We start from the raw sequence: 15,441 nt of genomic DNA, 5'->3' as shown, positions 1-15,441 counted from the left end.
CAATCGTCGGGTAAAACAAAACCGGCGGGATTCACCCGCCGGCTGCAACGCGCATTTTACCCGCGAAAAAATGTTTGATCCAGATAATTTCACATGCAATCAACAATCAAGCCATTGAAAATAATATGATTTTTGCGTTGAAATTCATTTGGCATGAATGATTTCTCCTACGGCCCTCACCGGCTCAATCTGGTTCGCTCCCGGTCCGCAGCAGCCTGGCATGCAGCACCATGTTCTCCAGCGTCAGCCGCGCGGTGGCGGCCAGATAGACCAGCATGCGCCGCGACTGGTCGGGTTCTTCGGCGCGGAACAGCAGTTCGCGCTCCAGCAGCGAGTCGACGATCAATTCACGCAGGTTGCGCTCGTCGAACGGCAGGTCGGCATAGTCTATCGGGTCCTCCGCCTCCACATCCTCCACCAGGCAGAGCAGGTTTTCGCGGCTCAGCATCTCCATCGCTCACTCTCCCGCAGCATGGCCCCGGCGCCCGACGCAGCCGAGCAATGCCAGCCTGCATTCTGAGTGTAGCGGGTTTGGCGCGGGCGCATGGATGGTCCGGCGCTTGCGGCCATGACCCAGTCTCCGCTGGCCGGATGTGCCAGCATGATCGCGCCAGCCCGGCCTTCCGCCATCCGTGGCTCGCAAGACTAGACTTATCCACAGCAGTCCGCCAGACGGCCTGTTATCCACAGCCGTGGCCGACGGCGCCCAATCGGAAGCGATTTACCCTGAAATCCGCCGCAAGATGCCGAAGCGCCTTGAAGCGCTGGACGGTCTGGAACCGTCGAACCGGGGAAGAGTCGCTCAAACCAGGCGAATAGGTAAATTGGGCTTGCCAGACTGCTATGGCAAAATCACACAGTTATCCACATTTTTTGCGAATCCAAAATGAAAAGAACGTTGCTCCCGCTGTTGCTTGGCCTGCTGGCCGTATGCCACCACGCCGACGCCGAAACCATCAAAACCCGCTACGGCACCGTTTCCGACGAGACAAGAACCGAACTGCGTCTGAACAAAAAAGCCATTTACGCCGACAACGGCAACATGATCTACCTGCAAGGCAGCTACCCGCTGAAAGACAAGGATGTGGCGCTGGTCAGCAGCAACTGCGGCGGCAGCGGCTGCGTGCGGCAGAGCTTCGCGCTGATCGCCATCGGCAAAGGCGGCGTCGCCAGGAAGTATAAGCTGGGAGACTTCGGCACCGACGTGGAAGCCAAGGCCAGGCTGGAGGGCCAGCAACTGAGAGTGGAATTCAGCCCGGAAGCCGGCATGCAGACCACGATCCTATTCGATGGCGACAAGACCCGCAAAACCGAACAGCGCGTCCAATCCAAGGCCGCCGTAGCACTGGCAGATTGTCAATCGGTGTATGAAATAGCCGACGCCTGCGTGGACGCCGGTCAGCAGGGCAGCGACTGCAATGGCAAAATGAGCGACGATTTCGCCGGCGGAGACGCCCGCGCGCTGGCCGATCTGCAAGGCAGTTACAAGGAAACCGCCTTCAACCAGGTGTGCCAGAGCTTCTGCCAGGCAAAACGCAAGACCATCGCTTTCAGGGCTTTCTCCAAGCGCGTCTGCGTATTGAAGTAAGCCTGACCGCCAGGCGCCGCCGCTTATCCACAGCCATTGGCAACTTGCCGCTTTATCCACAGCGGCTGGCTATTGCGCGCCGCGCGGCTGCTCGCCCTTTTTTCGCGCCAGCCGGCTGGCCAGCGGCAGCCACAACCCCCAGGCCAGGCCCAGGATAGGCAGCAGGCCGTACCAGGCGATGCCGGGCTGCAAAGCCTGTAAACGGAAGCCGGCGTAATAGGACGCCGGTCCGGCCAGCGCGCCCAGCAACATCAGCATCTTGCCGGACGGCCGCCAGTATTGCAGCTGCCACAGCCACCAGCAGGCGAAGCTGAGCCATAGCGTGATCATCCACAGCGGCAGCGCGCCGACGCCGACGAAGCGCAGCAATCCGGCGGCGGCGAGGGAGAAGTCCAGCAGGCAGCCGACGGCGGCCAGCGCCAGCGCCCGCGCCTTCAGCCCACGCGGCAGCATCTCCCACGCCAGCAAGGCTCCGGCCAGCGTCAATAGCGCGAGATGGTCGCGGAACCACACCAGCAGCAGCCACCAGCCGTTGAAAGCCAGGCCGCCGAGCGCCAGCCGGACCGGAAGCCTCATGACAGCGCCTCGCGGCGTCCCGGCTCAGGCGTCATAACCCAGATTCGGCGCCAGATCGCGCTCGGCCTGCTCTATGCTGACGCCGCGCCGTTCGGCATAGCTTTGCACCTGATCCTTTTCCACCTTGCCGACGCCGAAGTAGCGCGAGGCCGGATGGCTGAGGTAGAAGCCGGACACGGCGGCGGTAGGCAGCATCGCGTAGCCTTCGGTCAGCGTCATGCCGATCGCCGGCGCGTCCAGCAGATCGAACAACGCCTTCTTCACCGTGTGGTCCGGGCAGGCCGGATAACCGGGAGCGGGGCGGATGCCGCGGTATTGCTCGTCGATCAGCGCCTCATTGTCCAGATGCTCATCGGTCGCATAGCCCCAGAACTCGCGCCGCACTCGGGCATGCATCAGCTCGGCGAAGGCTTCGGCCAGGCGGTCGGCCAGCGCCTTGAGCAGGATGGCCGAGTAGTCGTCGTTGGCGTCCTCGAAGCGCTTCACGTGCGGCTCGATGCCGATGCCGGCGGTGACGGCGAAGGCGCCGATGTAATCCTCCACGCCGCTGTCCTTGGGCGCGACGTAGTCGGCCAGCGCCCAGTTGGCCTTGCCGTCCAGCTTGGGCAGCTGCTGCCTGAGGCCCACCCAGCGCATCAGCGCCTCGCCCTCGGAAGAGTAAATCTCGATGTCGTCGTCGTCGACACTGGCTGCCGGAAACAGGCCGATCACCGCGTTGGCGCCCAGCCAGTTTTCCTCGATGATCTGTCCCAGCATCGCTTGCGCGTCGGCGTACAGGCCGCGCGCCGATTCGCCGACGATCTCGTCGTCCAGGATGCGCGGGAAGCGGCCGGCCAGCTCCCAGCTCTGGAAGAACGGCGTCCAGTCGATATGGGCGGCGATCTCGGCGAGCGGATAGCTCTCGAAGCGGCGCACGCCCAGCCATTGCGGCTTGGGCGGAACGTAATCGGCCCAGTCGATTTTTTCCTTGTTGGCGCGCGCCGCCTCCAGGCTGACAACTTTACGATTGGCCTTGTTGGCGTGGCCGTCGCGCGCGCGCTGCTGTTCGGCGGCGTTTTCCAGCACGAAAGCGTCCAGCAGGGTGTCGGACAGCAGGTTAGAGCAGACGCCGACCGCGCGGCTGGCGTCCGGCACGTAGACTACCGGTTGCCGGTAGTGCGGGGCGATCTTCACCGCGGTGTGCACCTTGGACGTGGTCGCCCCGCCTATCAGCAAGGGGATGCTGAAGCCCTGACGCTGCATCTCCTTGGCCACGTGGCTCATTTCTTCCAGGCTGGGCGTGATCAGGCCGGACAGGCCGATGATGTCGGCCTTGTGCTCGGTCGCGGCGTCGAGGATCTTCTGGCACGGCACCATCACGCCCAGATCGATCACCTGGTAGTTGTTGCAACGCAGCACCACGCCGACGATGTTCTTGCCGATGTCGTGCACGTCGCCCTTGACCGTGGCCATGATGATCACGCCCTTGGCCGGCGCATCCGCCAGGCCCAGCCGGATCTTCTCTTCCTCGATGAAGGGCTCCAGGTGGGCGACGGCGGCCTTCATCACGCGGGCGGATTTGACCACTTGCGGCAGGAACATCTTGCCGGCGCCGAACAGATCGCCGACCACGTTCATGCCGTCCATCAGCGGACCTTCAATCACATGGATGGGCCGTGCGCACTTCAACCGCACTTCCTCGGTGTCCTCGACGATGAAGGTGGTGATGCCCTTGACCAGCGCGTGCTCCAGCCGCTTTTCCACCGGCAGGCTGCGCCAGGCCAGGTCTTCGCCCTTGGCCTCCTTGGCGTCGCCGCGGAAACTTTCCGCCAGCGCGATCAGCGTTTCGGTCACCGCCATGATGTCGTCGCCGCGCATCAGCACCACGTCTTCAATGCGCTGGCGCAATACAGGATCGACTTCGTCGTACACCTCCAGCGCGCCGGCGTTGACGATGCCCATGGTCATGCCGCGCTGGATGGCGTGATAGAGGAACACCGCGTGGATCGCCTCTCGCACCTTGTTGTTGCCGCGGAAGGAGAACGATACGTTGGAAACGCCGCCGGAAATCTTGGCGTGCGGCAGGTGCTGCTTGATCCAGCCGGTGGCCTCGATGAAGTCCAGGCCGTAGCGGGCGTGTTCCTCGATGCCGGTGGCCACCGCGAAGATATTGGGGTCGAAGATGATGTCTTCCGGCGGAAAGCCCACCTCGTCCACCAGGATGCGGTAGCTTTTGTCGCAAATCTCTATCTTGCGGGCGTAGCTGTCGGCCTGGCCCTGCTCGTCGAAGGCCATCACGATCACCGCCGCGCCGTAGCGGCGCAGCAGCCGCGCCTGCTCGACGAACTTGGCGCGGCCTTCCTTCATCGAGATTGAGTTGACAATGCCCTTGCCCTGGATGCACTTGAGGCCGGCCTCGATCACCTCCCACTTCGAGCTGTCTATCATGATCGGCACGCGGGCGATGTCGGGCTCGGCGGCGATCAGCTTGAGGAAGCGCTCCATCGCCGCCAGCGCGTCGAGCATGCCCTCGTCCATATTGATGTCGATGATCTGCGCGCCGTTTGCCACTTGCTGGCGCGCCACGTCCAGCGCGGTCGCGTAATCGCCGTTCAGAATCAGCTTGGCGAAGGCGCGGCTGCCGGTGACGTTGGTGCGCTCGCCCACGTTCACAAACAGATCATCGTCGCCGATATTGAACGGCTCCAGGCCCGACAGCCGGCATTTCTTCTCGATATCCGGCAGCGGGCGCGGCGCGACGCCGGCTACGGCCCGGGCGATGGCGGCGATGTGCTCCGGCGTGGTGCCGCAGCAGCCGCCGACGATGTTGATCAGCCCCGATTCCGCCCATTCGCGCACATACTCGCCCATCGCCTCCGGTTCCAGGTCATAGCCGCCGAAGGCGTTGGGCAGGCCGGCGTTGGCGTGCACCGAGACGAAGCCGGCCGACACCCGCGCCAGCTCTTCCACATAGGGCCGCAGCAGATCCGGGCCCAGCGCGCAGTTAAGGCCGTAGCTGACGGCGTCGGCGTGGGACAGCGAGTTGTAGAACGCCTCGGTGGTCTGGCCGGTGAGGGTGCGGCCGGACTGGTCGGTGATGGTGCCGGAAATCATGATCGGCAGCCGCGGCGTGGCCGGATGGTCGTCGAAATACCGGTGGATGGCGAACACCGCCGCCTTGGCGTTCAGCGTGTCGAAAATGGTCTCCACCAGCAGGAAATCGGCGCCGCCGGCCACCAGGCCGTCTATCGCCTCGGTGTAGGACGCCACCAGCTCGTCGAAGCTGACATTGCGGTAGCCAGGGTCGTTGACGTCGGGGCTGATGGAGCAGGTGCGGTTGGTGGGGCCTAGCACGCCGGCGCAGAAGCGCGGCCTGGCGGGGTTCTTCGCCGTCTGGGCCTCGCACAGGTCTTTCACCAGACGGGCGGCGGCGTGGTTGATTTCCCACACCAGGCTTTCCATCCGGTAGTCCGCCATCGCGATGGAGGTGGCGTTGAAGGTGTTGGTCTCGATGATGTCGGCGCCGGCGTCCAGATAGGCCTGGTGGATGCCGGCAATCACGTCCGGGCGGGTCAGCACCAACAGGTCGTTGTTGCCTTTGACGTCGCTGGGCCAGTCGGCGAAGCGCTGGCCGCGGTAGTCGGCCTCCTCTAGCCGATGACGCTGGATCATGGTGCCCATGCCCCCATCCAGGATCAAAATGCGTTGCGCGAGGTGCTGATAAACAGGATGGGTTAATGGCTTCGTCATGTCGCTTGCAGTTATTTTGTCTAAAACGATATCTAAAGACTACGGCGCTACTGGTTTATCCATCTTAACATCGGCATCCTGCTGATCCGACACCCGGCATTAGAATAAAGAGAGAACACCTATATGGCCAGTTTGCATAAAAAATGGCTCCTCCCCTGCCTGTTGCTGGCATCGACATCGGCCTGGGCGGCTACCAGCCTGCGCATAGGCGTGGCCGATACCGACGCGCCGCCGATAGCGGTGCTGTCAGAGGACGGCAATACCCTGACCGGCGGCCTGGCGCGCGATCTGGGCCTGCTGCTGGCCGAAGAAATCAACCTCAAGCCGCAATTCGTGCTGCTGGCCCGCCGCCGGGTGGAGCCCAGCATAGAAAGCGGCAAGGTGGACATCATCTGCAACGCCAATCCCGACTGGTTCCCCAACTCCAGCCGCCTGGGCTGGACCCATGAAATCTACCCGCTGGTGGAGCGCGTGCTGTCGCTAAAGGGGCAGCCGCCGATCCGCCAGCTGGACGACCTGGCCGGCAAGAACATCGGCACTCTGCACGGCTACCACTACCCGACGCTGGAATACCTGTGGGCCAGCAACCGCAGCCAGCGCCAGACCGAGGCGCGCTTCGACCTGCTGTTCAAATCGCTGGAAAAGCACCTGAGCGACGTGGCCATCGTCACCGAGCTGACCTATGTCTGGTGGACCCGCGGCCATGCGCAGGAGGCCGCGGCCTTCAAGGTGCACCCGCTGCTGGTGTCGTCGCAGCCCACCATGTGCGCGCTGTCGCCGCAATCGCCGCTGAAGCTGGACGAGCTCAACCGCGCCATCGACCGGCTGCACAAGAGCGGCAAGCTCAAGACGCTGATGTCGCGCTACCAGTGGCAGGAGTAGCAAGCCCGGACGGATGGCGGACGCACGCATGCTAAAATGGCGTTTTTGCAGCGGAAGCCCCTCCCGTCATGAGCGATCTGTTAGCCGGTCTCAACCCGGAACAACTGCGTGCCGTCACCTGGCCGGCCAAGAGCGCGCTGGTGCTGGCCGGCGCCGGCAGCGGCAAGACCCGGGTACTGACCACCCGCATCGCCTGGCTGCTGTCCACCGGACAAAGTTCGCCGGCCGGCGTGCTGGCGGTGACCTTCACCAACAAGGCCGCGCGCGAGATGCAGACCCGGCTGGCCGCCCAGGTGCCGGTCAACGTCCGCGCCATGTGGATAGGCACCTTCCACGGCCTGTGCAACCGGCTGCTGCGCATCCATTACCGTGACGCCGGCCTGCCGCAAACCTTCCAGATCCTCGACTCCGCCGACCAGCAGGCGGCGATCAAGCGCCTGCTGAAAAGCCTGGAGCTGTCCGACGAGAAGTACCCGCCGCGCGCGGTGCAAAGCTTCATCAACGGCAACAAGGAAGCCGGCGTGCGCGCCGACCGGCTGCCGCCGGCGCTCAACCCCTACGAAGCCAAGCTGGTGGAACTGTACGCCGCCTACGACGCCCAGTGCCGCCGCGAAGGCGTGGTGGACTTCGCCGAGCTGCTGCTCAGAAGCTATGAGCTGTTGTCGCGCAACGAGGCGCTGCGCGCCCACTATTGCAGCCGCTTCTCCCACATACTGGTGGACGAGTTCCAGGACACCAACCGCCTGCAATACGCCTGGCTGAAGCTCTTGGCCGGCGAACACGGCGCGCTGTTCGCGGTCGGCGACGACGACCAGAGCATCTACGCCTTCCGCGGCGCCGAAGTCGGCAATATGCGCGCGCTGCTGGCCGATTTCCACGTCGCCGAGCCGGTGCGGCTGGAGCAGAACTACCGCTCGATGGGCACCATCCTCAACGCCGCCAACGCGCTGATAGAAAAGAACGATGGCCGTCTGGGCAAGAACCTGTGGACCGACGCCGGCGAAGGCGAAAAAATCCGCTTCTTCCAGGCGATGAGCGACGGCGAGGAAGCCGAGTTCATCATCGACGAGGTCAAGGCGCTCAAGCGCGATGGCCTGCCGTTGTCCGACATCGCGGTGCTGTACCGCTCCAACGCCCAGTCGCGGCTGATGGAACACGTGCTGGTCAACGCCCAGCTTCCCTATCGCATCTACGGCGGCCTGCGCTTCTTCGAGCGCCAGGAGATCAAACACGCGCTGGCCTATCTCAGGCTGATGGCCAACCCTGACGACGACAACGCGCTGCTCAGGGTGATCAACGTGCCGGCGCGCGGAATCGGCGCGCGCAGCGTGGAAGGCCTGCAAGCCGCCGGCCGCGAACAGGGCATCTCGCTGTGGCAGGCCGCCTGCGGGGCCGGCAGCGGCCGCACCGCCGCCAAGATAGGCGAATTCGTGCTGCTGATCGAAAAGCTGCGCGAACGCAGCCAGGGCTTCAGCCTGGCCGAGACCATCAGCCTGGCGATCAACGACAGCGGCCTCTATGCGATGTACGAGCAGGACAAGAAGGACGGCGAGGAGCGGCTGGCCAACCTGGACGAGCTGGTCAACGCCGCCGTCGGCTTCCTGCCCGACGATCCGGCGCAGGCGCTGACCGAGTTCCTCACCGCCGCCAGCCTGGAGGCCGGCGAGCATCAGGCTGAAGCCGGCAGCGAGGCGCTGCAGCTGATGACGGTGCACGCCGCCAAGGGCCTGGAGTTCGACGCGGTGTTCGTCACCGGCCTGGAAGAGGGCCTGTTCCCCCACGAGAACAGCATGCAGGACAGCAAGGGCTTGCAGGAGGAGCGCCGGCTGATGTACGTGGCCGTCACCCGCGCCCGCAAGCGGCTGTACCTGTCCAGCGCGCAAAGCCGGATGCTGCACGGCCAGAGCCGCTATCCCATCCCGTCCCGCTTCATCGACGAGATTCCCGCGGAACTGATCCACTCGCTGTCTGCTAAAGTGAAAGCACCCGCCCAGCCGCAGTTGGCGCGCAGCGCCGCCAAAGCGCCGCGCCGCCAGGCGGACAACGCCTACGGCCTGAACATCGGCCAGTCGGTCAGCCACGCCAAGTTCGGCATCGGCGTGGTGATCCAGGCCGAAGGCAGCGGGGAAGACGTGCGCTTGCAAATCAACTTCGCCGAACACGGCGTGAAATGGCTGGATTTGCGTTATGCGAAACTGACGCCGGCCTGAGCCGCGTGCCGCCGGAGCGCCAATCCGATCGAAACAGGATCATGCTGCAAGCAGACGAAAGTCCCATGAGCGAATCCACCACCCCCAACTCGACGGCGGCAGCCGACGGCCGGGCGCATCATGTGCGGGCCGCTCCGCAGCGCAACAATTACGACAATCCGTACGCCAAGCGGCTGTTCCTGATCATAGACAGCCTGCCGCAGATGCAGCGGGCGCTATCCATGACCTTGTCATCTTTCGGCGCCAACAGCGTGGAGTACGCCGCCAAAGCCAGCGAAGCGCTGGCCAAGATGGCCAAGTACGACTTCGACGTGGTGCTGTGCGACTATGATCTGGGCAACGGCTACGACGGCCTGTACCTGTTCGAAGAGGTCAGGGAGCGCAATCTGCTCAAGCAGTCGTGCGTGTTCATGATCGTCACCGGCGAACGCCGCTCGCAGCGGGTGATCTCCGCCGCCGAGATGACGCCGGACGATTACCTGCTCAAGCCGTTCACCGGCGAGGTGCTGCGCGAGCGGCTAGAGCGGGCGATGCGCAAGCGCGAGGCGTTCCGGCTGGTGGACGAGGGCATCCTGCGCCACGAATACCTGGCCGCCATCGAGGCCTGCGACCGCAAGATCGACGAAAACAACGAGTTCTCGATAGACTTCATGCGGCTGAAAGGCTCGCTGGCGCTGAAAATCCACGATTTCGACAGCGCGCGCGACGCCTATATGCAGGTGCTGCGCATCAAGCCGTCCACCTGGGCCAAGATGGGGCTGGCCAAGGCGCTGGCCGGCCTCAAATCCCTGGACGAAGCGCGGCTGCTGTTCGAGGCGGTGCTGGCCGACAACAACCAGGTGATGGAAGCCTACGACTGGCTGGCCAGGCTCTACCGCGACAACCACGACCTCAGCCGCGCCCAGCACACGCTGCAGACCGCCGCCGAGATGTCGCCGGCGGTGTTCCGCCGCCAACAGCAGCTGGCCGAGGTGGCGGTGCTCAACCACGACCTGGCCACCGCCGAGGCCGCCTGCCAGCAGACGCTGGACATCGCCAAACACACCTGGCACCGCAGCCCCACCCATTACGCGGCGCTGGCGCGCATCCAGCTGGCGCGCGGCGACACCGGCAACGTCGGCCGCACGCTGGCCAGCCTGCGCCACGACTACCGCTACAACGAAGAGGCCGAATGGCTGGCCAATGTGATGGACAGCCAGCTGCAGGCCAAGAGCGGCAACGCCGACAAGGCGCGCGCGCTGCTGGAGGAGGCCGAGGGGCGCTTCAAGCAGTTGGCGGCGAAGCTGGAACAGGAAGCCCAGATGGAATACGCGCGCGCCTGCTACCAGCAGGGCAAGGAAGCCCAGGGCAACGAGGCGATGCAGTACCTGGTGCGCAACCATCACGACGACGAGCAGCTGCTGGCCCATTTCAGCGACATGTTCGAGGAGCTGGGCATGGGTCAGACCGGCCGCCAGCTGATCGCGCAAAATGTGAAATCAGTGCTGGAACTGAACAACCAGGCGGTGCGCGAGGCGCAGACCGGCGAACTCGACACCGCGATCGAACGCTTCGCCAAGGCGCTGGAGGACATGCCGCACAACGTGCAGATCATGCTCAACCTGGTCAACGCGGTGCTGGCCCACGTCAGCCAGCACGGCTGGCACGAAAGCCATATGCGCCGCGCCTACGAGCTGCTGGGCAAGGTGCGCGACATCGCGCCGACCAACAACAAGTTCCAGAAGATCCTGCAATCCTGGCGTCTGCTGGTGGACAAGATGGACAAGCCGCAATGGGCGCTCTGAGCCAGTTGCGAGTGGTGGTGGTGGACGACGAGGCGCCGGCGCGCGAACGACTGAACCAGTTGCTGGCCGATTGCGGCGTCAGCCGGACCCACAGCCTGGCGGACGGCCAGTCCGCGCTCGCCTGGCTGGCGCAGCATCCGGCGGACGTGGTGCTGCTGGACATCAGCATGCCCGGCCTGGACGGCATGGCGGTGGCGCGCCAGCTCAAGCTGCAGCCCTTGGCGCCGCAGCTGATTTTCAGCACCGCCCACGACCATTTCGCGGTGGAGGCCTTCGAACTGAACGCCGCCGACTACCTGCTCAAGCCGGTGCGGCGCGAGCGGCTGGAACAGGCGCTGCAACGAGCGCTGGCGCGCTGCGGCGGCCAGGAGGAAGCGCCCAGTTTCACCGTGCGCCAGCGCGGCCGGCTGTTGACGGTTCCCTTCACCGACGTGCGCTACCTGAAGGCCGAACTCAAATATGTCACCCTGGTCGCGCAAAACGGCGAATACCTGCTGGACGAAGCGCTGGTGACGCTGGAGCAGCGGCTGGGCGGCGCCGTGCTGCGGATACACCGCAACTGCCTGGTGATGCGCCACGCGGTGCAGGAGCTGCGCCGCAGCGGCGGCGACGGCAGCGAAGAACAATGGGTGATACGGCTGCGCGACGTGGCGGCGCCGCTGCCGGTCAGCCGCCGCCAGATCCACGCCATCAAGGACGCGCTGGGCGCCTCGCCATCCTTACGTACTATTACTTAAATGGGGATTTCGCCGATTTATTGCTAAAAAACGGGGTCCCGTTCTTATAGAATCACCCATTGCCGAATATATGTCGATGGTTTTAACATGCAAGCAAGACTGGTTTATGCTGGGTGCATGGCCCTGTGGCTGATATTGAGCGCGCTGGCGGCCCTGTCGATTGCCAGCCGCTCGCTGCTGGGCGCGGAACAGCAATTCAACAACCAGTCGCAGCAATTGACCGAGCAGTTGAAACAGCGTCTGCTCACCAATGAAACCGTGCTCGACAGCTACGCCACCTTCAGCGCCCTGGACCACCGAAACGAAATCCGGCAGAAACATCCCTTCGTATTGCAGCTGCTGCGCCGCTATCCGCAGATCACCACCCTGGCCCACATCGAACGGGTGCCGCAATCCAGAATCGACGGCTACAACCGCCAGTTGCAGCGCGAATACGGCGCTGGCTACCGACTGCGCGCCTATGCGCGGCCATCGGCCGCCCGGCCGCTGCCGGCCCAGGACGAATATTTCCCATTGATGTTCGCCGAGCCGCAGTCGCAGGGCAATCTGCAACTGGTGGGAATGGACGCCTCGCAGCAGCCGCAATTGCGCGAAGCGCTGCAGGAAACCCTCAATAGCGGCCGCACCACGCTATCGCGCCAGCTGCGTCTGCCCGATGGCGAAGCCGGCTACGTGCTGCTGCGCAGCATAGACAAGCATCAGGCCAGCGGCCCGCTTGAGCTGCAACCCCGGCATTTCGCCATGCTGTTCATCCGCGCCGACTCGCTGCTGCCGCCCGACCTCATCCTGCCGCCGGGCATGGCGGTCAGCGTGCGCCACCGCGACGATCCCCTGCGACCGCCCGGCGGCCAGGCGCTGTTGCTGGGCAACAGCCATCCCGACGCGCTGGAGCGCCTGCTGTTCCCGCGGCTGGAAACCAGCCAGCTGCTGGGCGGCGCCGGCCAGCCGCTGCGCTTCACCCTCAGTTGGCAACAGGGTTGGGCGCAGATCGGCTTGTTCGAATGGGTGGTATGGCTGCTGCTGTCGCTGCTGCTGGGCTCCGGCCTGGCGCTGGCCAGCTACAGCTTCGTGCGCAGCAACAACAGCCGCCGCCTGCGCGAGAGCCAGCTGTTCCACCTGGCCAACCACGATCGGCTTACCGGCCTGGCCAACCGCAACCTGTTCTACGACCGGCTGCAGCACGCTATCAGCCGGGTCGATCGCAGCGGCAAGCGCCTTGCGCTGCTGTTCCTCGACCTGGACCGTTTCAAGCCGGTCAACGACACCTACGGCCACATTGCCGGCGACCGGGTACTACAGCTGATCGCCGCCCGCATCCAGGACGTGATCCGCAACGAGGACACCGTCGCCAGGCTGGGCGGCGACGAATTCGTCATCCTGATGGAAGACATCGAGTCCAACCGCGAGGCCGACAAGGTGGTGGCGCGGCTGAAGCAGGCAATCCAGATGCCGTACCCGGTGGACCAGCACCGCATCATGGTGGGGGTCAGCATAGGCATCGCCTATTACCCGGAGGACGGCCTGCTGATAGACGAATTGCTGGCGGTGGCCGACCGCAAGATGTACGGCAACAAGCAATCGCCCAACCGCCAGTCGGAAACCGTCGCCTGACGGCGGCCTCCGGCCGCCATCCTCACTTCAGGCTCAGCTCCACCGCGATATTGCCGCGCGTGGCGTTGGAGTAGGGGCAGATGCGGTGGGCCGCCTGCACCAGCTCCTCCGCCGCGGCGCGCTCCATCCCCGGCAGCGAAACTTCCAACCGCACCGCGATGCCAAAACCGTGCGCTATCGGCCCGATGGTAACCTTGCCGCTGACCGCTACTTCGGCCGGCAGGCGGAGTTTGGCCTGCATCGCCGCCACTTTCAGCGCGCCGATGAAGCAGGCGGAATAGCCGGCGGCGAACAGTTGTTCCGGATTGGTGCCGTCGCCGCCGACGCCGCCCAATTCGCGCGGCGTGCTCAACTGCAGCTGCAGCGCCTTGTCGCTGGACTCGGCGCGGCCATCGCGGCCGCCAAAGGCGGTGGCTTCGGCCGTGTACAGCACTTTTTGCAGGGTATTCATCCAGATTCTCCTTCGCTCATGGTTTGAGATAAAAATAACTAGCTATTAAATAGCGAGCTATATAAATACCAAAACCCAAACGGGCTTCATGGCTGCAGCAGCTGATCGCGCAAGCCGCACAAGGCTGCTCTCAACTGCTGTATGTCCTCTAAGGGCAGTCCGCTGCGGCACAGCATCTGCAGCGGAATCGATTCCGCCTGGCCGCGCAGCTCTCGTCCGGCCGCGCTCAACCGCACCACCACTACCCGCTCGTCGCTGGCCAGCCGCTCGCGCGACAGCCAGCCGGCCGCCTCCATCCGCTTGAGCAGCGGCGTCAACGTCGCCGAGTCCAGATAAAGCTTGTCGCCGATGTCGGATACCGAGCGCTGGTCCTGCTCCCACAGCACCAGCAGCACCAAGTATTGCGAATAAGTGATGCCCAGCGGTTTCAGGCTGTCGCGGTAGGCCTTGTTCATCGCCAGCGAGGCGGAGTACAGCGCGAAGCACAGTTGCTGATCCAGTTGCAGCAGCTTGGGGTCGGACGGGCAGATTGGGTTTGGATCCATGTCCAAATATTAAATAGTGCGCTATTTATTTGCAAGCAATAATTTTTACCGCAAGCCGGACTCCCGCCCTATGCGCAAAAAACGGAACCACGTCCTCGGGCGGGCTCCGCTTGCGCCGGTTCGGCTCAGGCCGCCACCCGCACAGGGCCGCGGCCCAGATCGGCCAGCGACTGGCACACCTGATGCCAATCACCCAGGCTGCGCACGCCTTGCAGAATAATGCGGGCCAGCGATTCGTTGCAAACCTCCGGACCAAACTGCATCAGCATCTCATGCAGCGCAAAACGCAGGGTATGGCTGCCTTGCAACAGGGCATCCACTTCGTCGTGCACCTCCGCGCAAACCCGCATTTCGCCCTGGGCGTCCCATTGCACCTGATGCCGGGGACAGAAGCCGGAACGGATCAGCGCCACATCGCCGTTCAGATCCGGCGCGAACAGCAGGGCGCTGTGCTGCAGATAGCCGCAAGCCACGATCAGGCTTTCCAGCGAATGCGGGGTAGCGGCCGGCGCGCCGGCGGGAAGGGTGGTCATGTCGTTTCTCCTCGATTTTTATTTGTCGCTTATTTGAGCATCCGCCGCGCCTGGATGACAATGGCCGGCAATGGATGGCAAAGAGCTTTTACCCTAAATTTACAACTCGTCCAACTATCCGCGGCAACTGACAAGCGCTGCGCCGCGTCGTAACATCAAGTGCTATTCCACTGGCGACAAACTTCATGCATATCGTCTATCTTCATGGCTTCAACTCCAGCCCACAGTCGCTGAAGGCCGGCGAAACCGCCGCCTGGCTCCGGCAGCATGCGCCGGACATCGAACTGCATTGCCCGCGGCTGTCGCCGCATCCGGCCGAAGCCGTGCGCCAGGCTGGCGAACTGCTGGCCGCGCTGCCGGAAGACACGCTGCTGATCGGCAGCTCGCTAGGCGGCTTCTACGCCAGTTGCCTGGCCGAACGGCAGCGGCGCCCGGCGGTGCTGATCAATCCGGCCATCCGCCCCGACCGCGACCTGGCGCGCTTCGCCGGCGAGCAAACCAATCCCTATACCGGCGAGGCCTACATCCTGGGAGACGACGATCTGGCGGCGCTGCAGTCGCAGCGGGTGGAAACGCCGAGCCGGCGGCGCTACTGGCTGCTGCTGGGCAGCCGCGACGAAGTGCTGGACTGGCGCGAAGCCGCGGCCCATTACCGTCACAGCCGGCAGACTGTATTCAATGGCGACGACCACCGCCTGAACAACTGGCCTAAGGTATTGCCGGAAGTCGTCGCCTGGGCGCGCCGGCAACTGTCCATCTCCGTTTGACGGCCCGTTCAGCGGCGCCGGCTTGCCG

At 64.3% G+C, this 15,441-nt stretch carries 13 protein-coding genes; 7 read left to right on the top strand and 6 right to left on the bottom strand.

Features of this window, described 5'->3' with window-relative positions; all coding sequences use genetic code 11:
* Window positions 1–184 precede the first annotated feature (184 nt).
* Window positions 185–454, bottom strand: a complete 270-nt coding sequence (locus BI344_RS04325) for a hypothetical protein (protein WP_071111691.1) — start codon at window positions 452–454, stop codon at window positions 185–187.
* Window positions 455–886: 432 nt separating this feature from the next.
* Between BI344_RS04325 and BI344_RS04320 the strand changes: the two genes are divergently transcribed.
* The gene (locus tag BI344_RS04320) at window positions 887–1,588 is read left to right on the top strand and encodes a hypothetical protein (protein ID WP_139166880.1); all 702 of its coding nucleotides are present in this window, start codon (window positions 887–889) and stop codon (window positions 1,586–1,588) included.
* Between the two features lie 69 nt (window positions 1,589–1,657).
* Here BI344_RS04320 and BI344_RS04315 read toward each other — a convergent pair whose 3' ends face one another.
* Window positions 1,658–2,164 (bottom strand): DUF2878 domain-containing protein, encoded by a 507-nt coding sequence (locus BI344_RS04315; protein ID WP_071111689.1) that lies wholly within the window; start codon window positions 2,162–2,164, stop codon window positions 1,658–1,660.
* A gap of 24 nt (window positions 2,165–2,188) precedes the next feature.
* Entirely contained in the window at window positions 2,189–5,893 is a 3,705-nt protein-coding gene (metH, locus tag BI344_RS04310; RefSeq protein WP_071111688.1) for a methionine synthase, read from the bottom strand.
* Window positions 5,894–6,016: 123 nt separating this feature from the next.
* Between metH and BI344_RS04305 the strand changes: the two genes are divergently transcribed.
* From BI344_RS04305 to BI344_RS04285, 5 genes are all read left to right on the top strand, one after another.
* Entirely contained in the window at window positions 6,017–6,775 is a 759-nt protein-coding gene (locus BI344_RS04305) for a substrate-binding periplasmic protein (protein WP_071111687.1), read from the top strand.
* Between the two features lie 68 nt (window positions 6,776–6,843).
* Window positions 6,844–8,985 carry a UvrD-helicase domain-containing protein gene (locus tag BI344_RS04300; RefSeq protein ID WP_071111686.1) on the top strand — a complete coding sequence of 714 codons (2,142 nt, stop codon included), beginning with the start codon at window positions 6,844–6,846 and terminating at the stop codon, window positions 8,983–8,985.
* A 65-nt stretch (window positions 8,986–9,050) separates the two neighbouring features.
* Entirely contained in the window at window positions 9,051–10,769 is a 1,719-nt protein-coding gene (locus BI344_RS04295; RefSeq protein ID WP_071111685.1) for a tetratricopeptide repeat-containing response regulator, read from the top strand.
* Window positions 10,757–11,506 carry a LytR/AlgR family response regulator transcription factor gene (locus tag BI344_RS04290; protein WP_071111684.1) on the top strand — a complete coding sequence of 250 codons (750 nt, stop codon included), beginning with the start codon at window positions 10,757–10,759 and terminating at the stop codon, window positions 11,504–11,506. Before BI344_RS04295 ends, BI344_RS04290 begins: the two co-directional genes overlap by 13 nt.
* Window positions 11,507–11,623: 117 nt before the next feature.
* Window positions 11,624–13,117, top strand: a complete 1,494-nt coding sequence (locus BI344_RS04285) for a sensor domain-containing diguanylate cyclase (protein ID WP_158020684.1) — start codon at window positions 11,624–11,626, stop codon at window positions 13,115–13,117.
* Between the two features lie 22 nt (window positions 13,118–13,139).
* Here the strand turns inward: BI344_RS04285 and BI344_RS04280 are convergent, their stop codons facing one another.
* From BI344_RS04280 to BI344_RS04270, 3 genes are all read right to left on the bottom strand, one after another.
* Window positions 13,140–13,568, bottom strand: coding sequence for an organic hydroperoxide resistance protein (locus BI344_RS04280; RefSeq protein ID WP_071111682.1), 429 nt, complete (start codon window positions 13,566–13,568; stop codon window positions 13,140–13,142).
* 86 nt (window positions 13,569–13,654) lie between these two features.
* Window positions 13,655–14,113 (bottom strand): MarR family winged helix-turn-helix transcriptional regulator, encoded by a 459-nt coding sequence (locus BI344_RS04275; RefSeq protein WP_071111681.1) that lies wholly within the window; start codon window positions 14,111–14,113, stop codon window positions 13,655–13,657.
* Between the two features lie 125 nt (window positions 14,114–14,238).
* Window positions 14,239–14,646 carry a hypothetical protein gene (locus tag BI344_RS04270; RefSeq protein WP_071111680.1) on the bottom strand — a complete coding sequence of 136 codons (408 nt, stop codon included), beginning with the start codon at window positions 14,644–14,646 and terminating at the stop codon, window positions 14,239–14,241.
* A gap of 185 nt (window positions 14,647–14,831) precedes the next feature.
* On the opposite strand from BI344_RS04270, the gene BI344_RS04265 reads away from it, so the two are divergent.
* Window positions 14,832–15,413 carry a YqiA/YcfP family alpha/beta fold hydrolase gene (locus BI344_RS04265; protein ID WP_071111679.1) on the top strand — a complete coding sequence of 194 codons (582 nt, stop codon included), beginning with the start codon at window positions 14,832–14,834 and terminating at the stop codon, window positions 15,411–15,413.
* The last annotated feature ends 28 nt before the right edge of the window (window positions 15,414–15,441 follow it).

The sequence above is a fragment of the Chromobacterium sphagni genome, assembly GCF_001855555.1.
GTDB classification, from domain to species: Bacteria; Pseudomonadota; Gammaproteobacteria; order Burkholderiales; family Chromobacteriaceae; genus Chromobacterium; species Chromobacterium sphagni.
Note: the sequence above shows the minus strand (reverse complement) of the source record. Positions and strands in the feature narration are given on the sequence as shown.

Excerpts from the sequence above, each read along its gene's own strand:
- BI344_RS04265 (WP_071111679.1), top strand. The coding sequence starts at position 14,832 with ATGCATATCGTCTATCTTCATGGCTTCAACTCCAGCCCACAGTCGCTG.
- BI344_RS04300 (WP_071111686.1), top strand. The coding sequence starts at position 6,844 with ATGAGCGATCTGTTAGCCGGTCTCAACCCGGAACAACTGCGTGCCGTC.
- BI344_RS04325 (WP_071111691.1), bottom strand. The coding sequence starts at position 454 with ATGGAGATGCTGAGCCGCGAAAACCTGCTCTGCCTGGTGGAGGATGTG.
- metH (WP_071111688.1), bottom strand. The coding sequence starts at position 5,893 with ATGACGAAGCCATTAACCCATCCTGTTTATCAGCACCTCGCGCAACGC.
- BI344_RS04280 (WP_071111682.1), bottom strand. The coding sequence starts at position 13,568 with ATGAATACCCTGCAAAAAGTGCTGTACACGGCCGAAGCCACCGCCTTT.
- BI344_RS04320 (WP_139166880.1), top strand. The coding sequence starts at position 887 with ATGAAAAGAACGTTGCTCCCGCTGTTGCTTGGCCTGCTGGCCGTATGC.
- BI344_RS04290 (WP_071111684.1), top strand. The coding sequence starts at position 10,757 with ATGGGCGCTCTGAGCCAGTTGCGAGTGGTGGTGGTGGACGACGAGGCG.
- BI344_RS04285 (WP_158020684.1), top strand. The coding sequence starts at position 11,624 with ATGGCCCTGTGGCTGATATTGAGCGCGCTGGCGGCCCTGTCGATTGCC.
- BI344_RS04295 (WP_071111685.1), top strand. The coding sequence starts at position 9,051 with ATGAGCGAATCCACCACCCCCAACTCGACGGCGGCAGCCGACGGCCGG.
- BI344_RS04275 (WP_071111681.1), bottom strand. The coding sequence starts at position 14,113 with ATGGATCCAAACCCAATCTGCCCGTCCGACCCCAAGCTGCTGCAACTG.
- BI344_RS04305 (WP_071111687.1), top strand. The coding sequence starts at position 6,017 with ATGGCCAGTTTGCATAAAAAATGGCTCCTCCCCTGCCTGTTGCTGGCA.
- BI344_RS04270 (WP_071111680.1), bottom strand. The coding sequence starts at position 14,646 with ATGACCACCCTTCCCGCCGGCGCGCCGGCCGCTACCCCGCATTCGCTG.
- BI344_RS04315 (WP_071111689.1), bottom strand. The coding sequence starts at position 2,164 with ATGAGGCTTCCGGTCCGGCTGGCGCTCGGCGGCCTGGCTTTCAACGGC.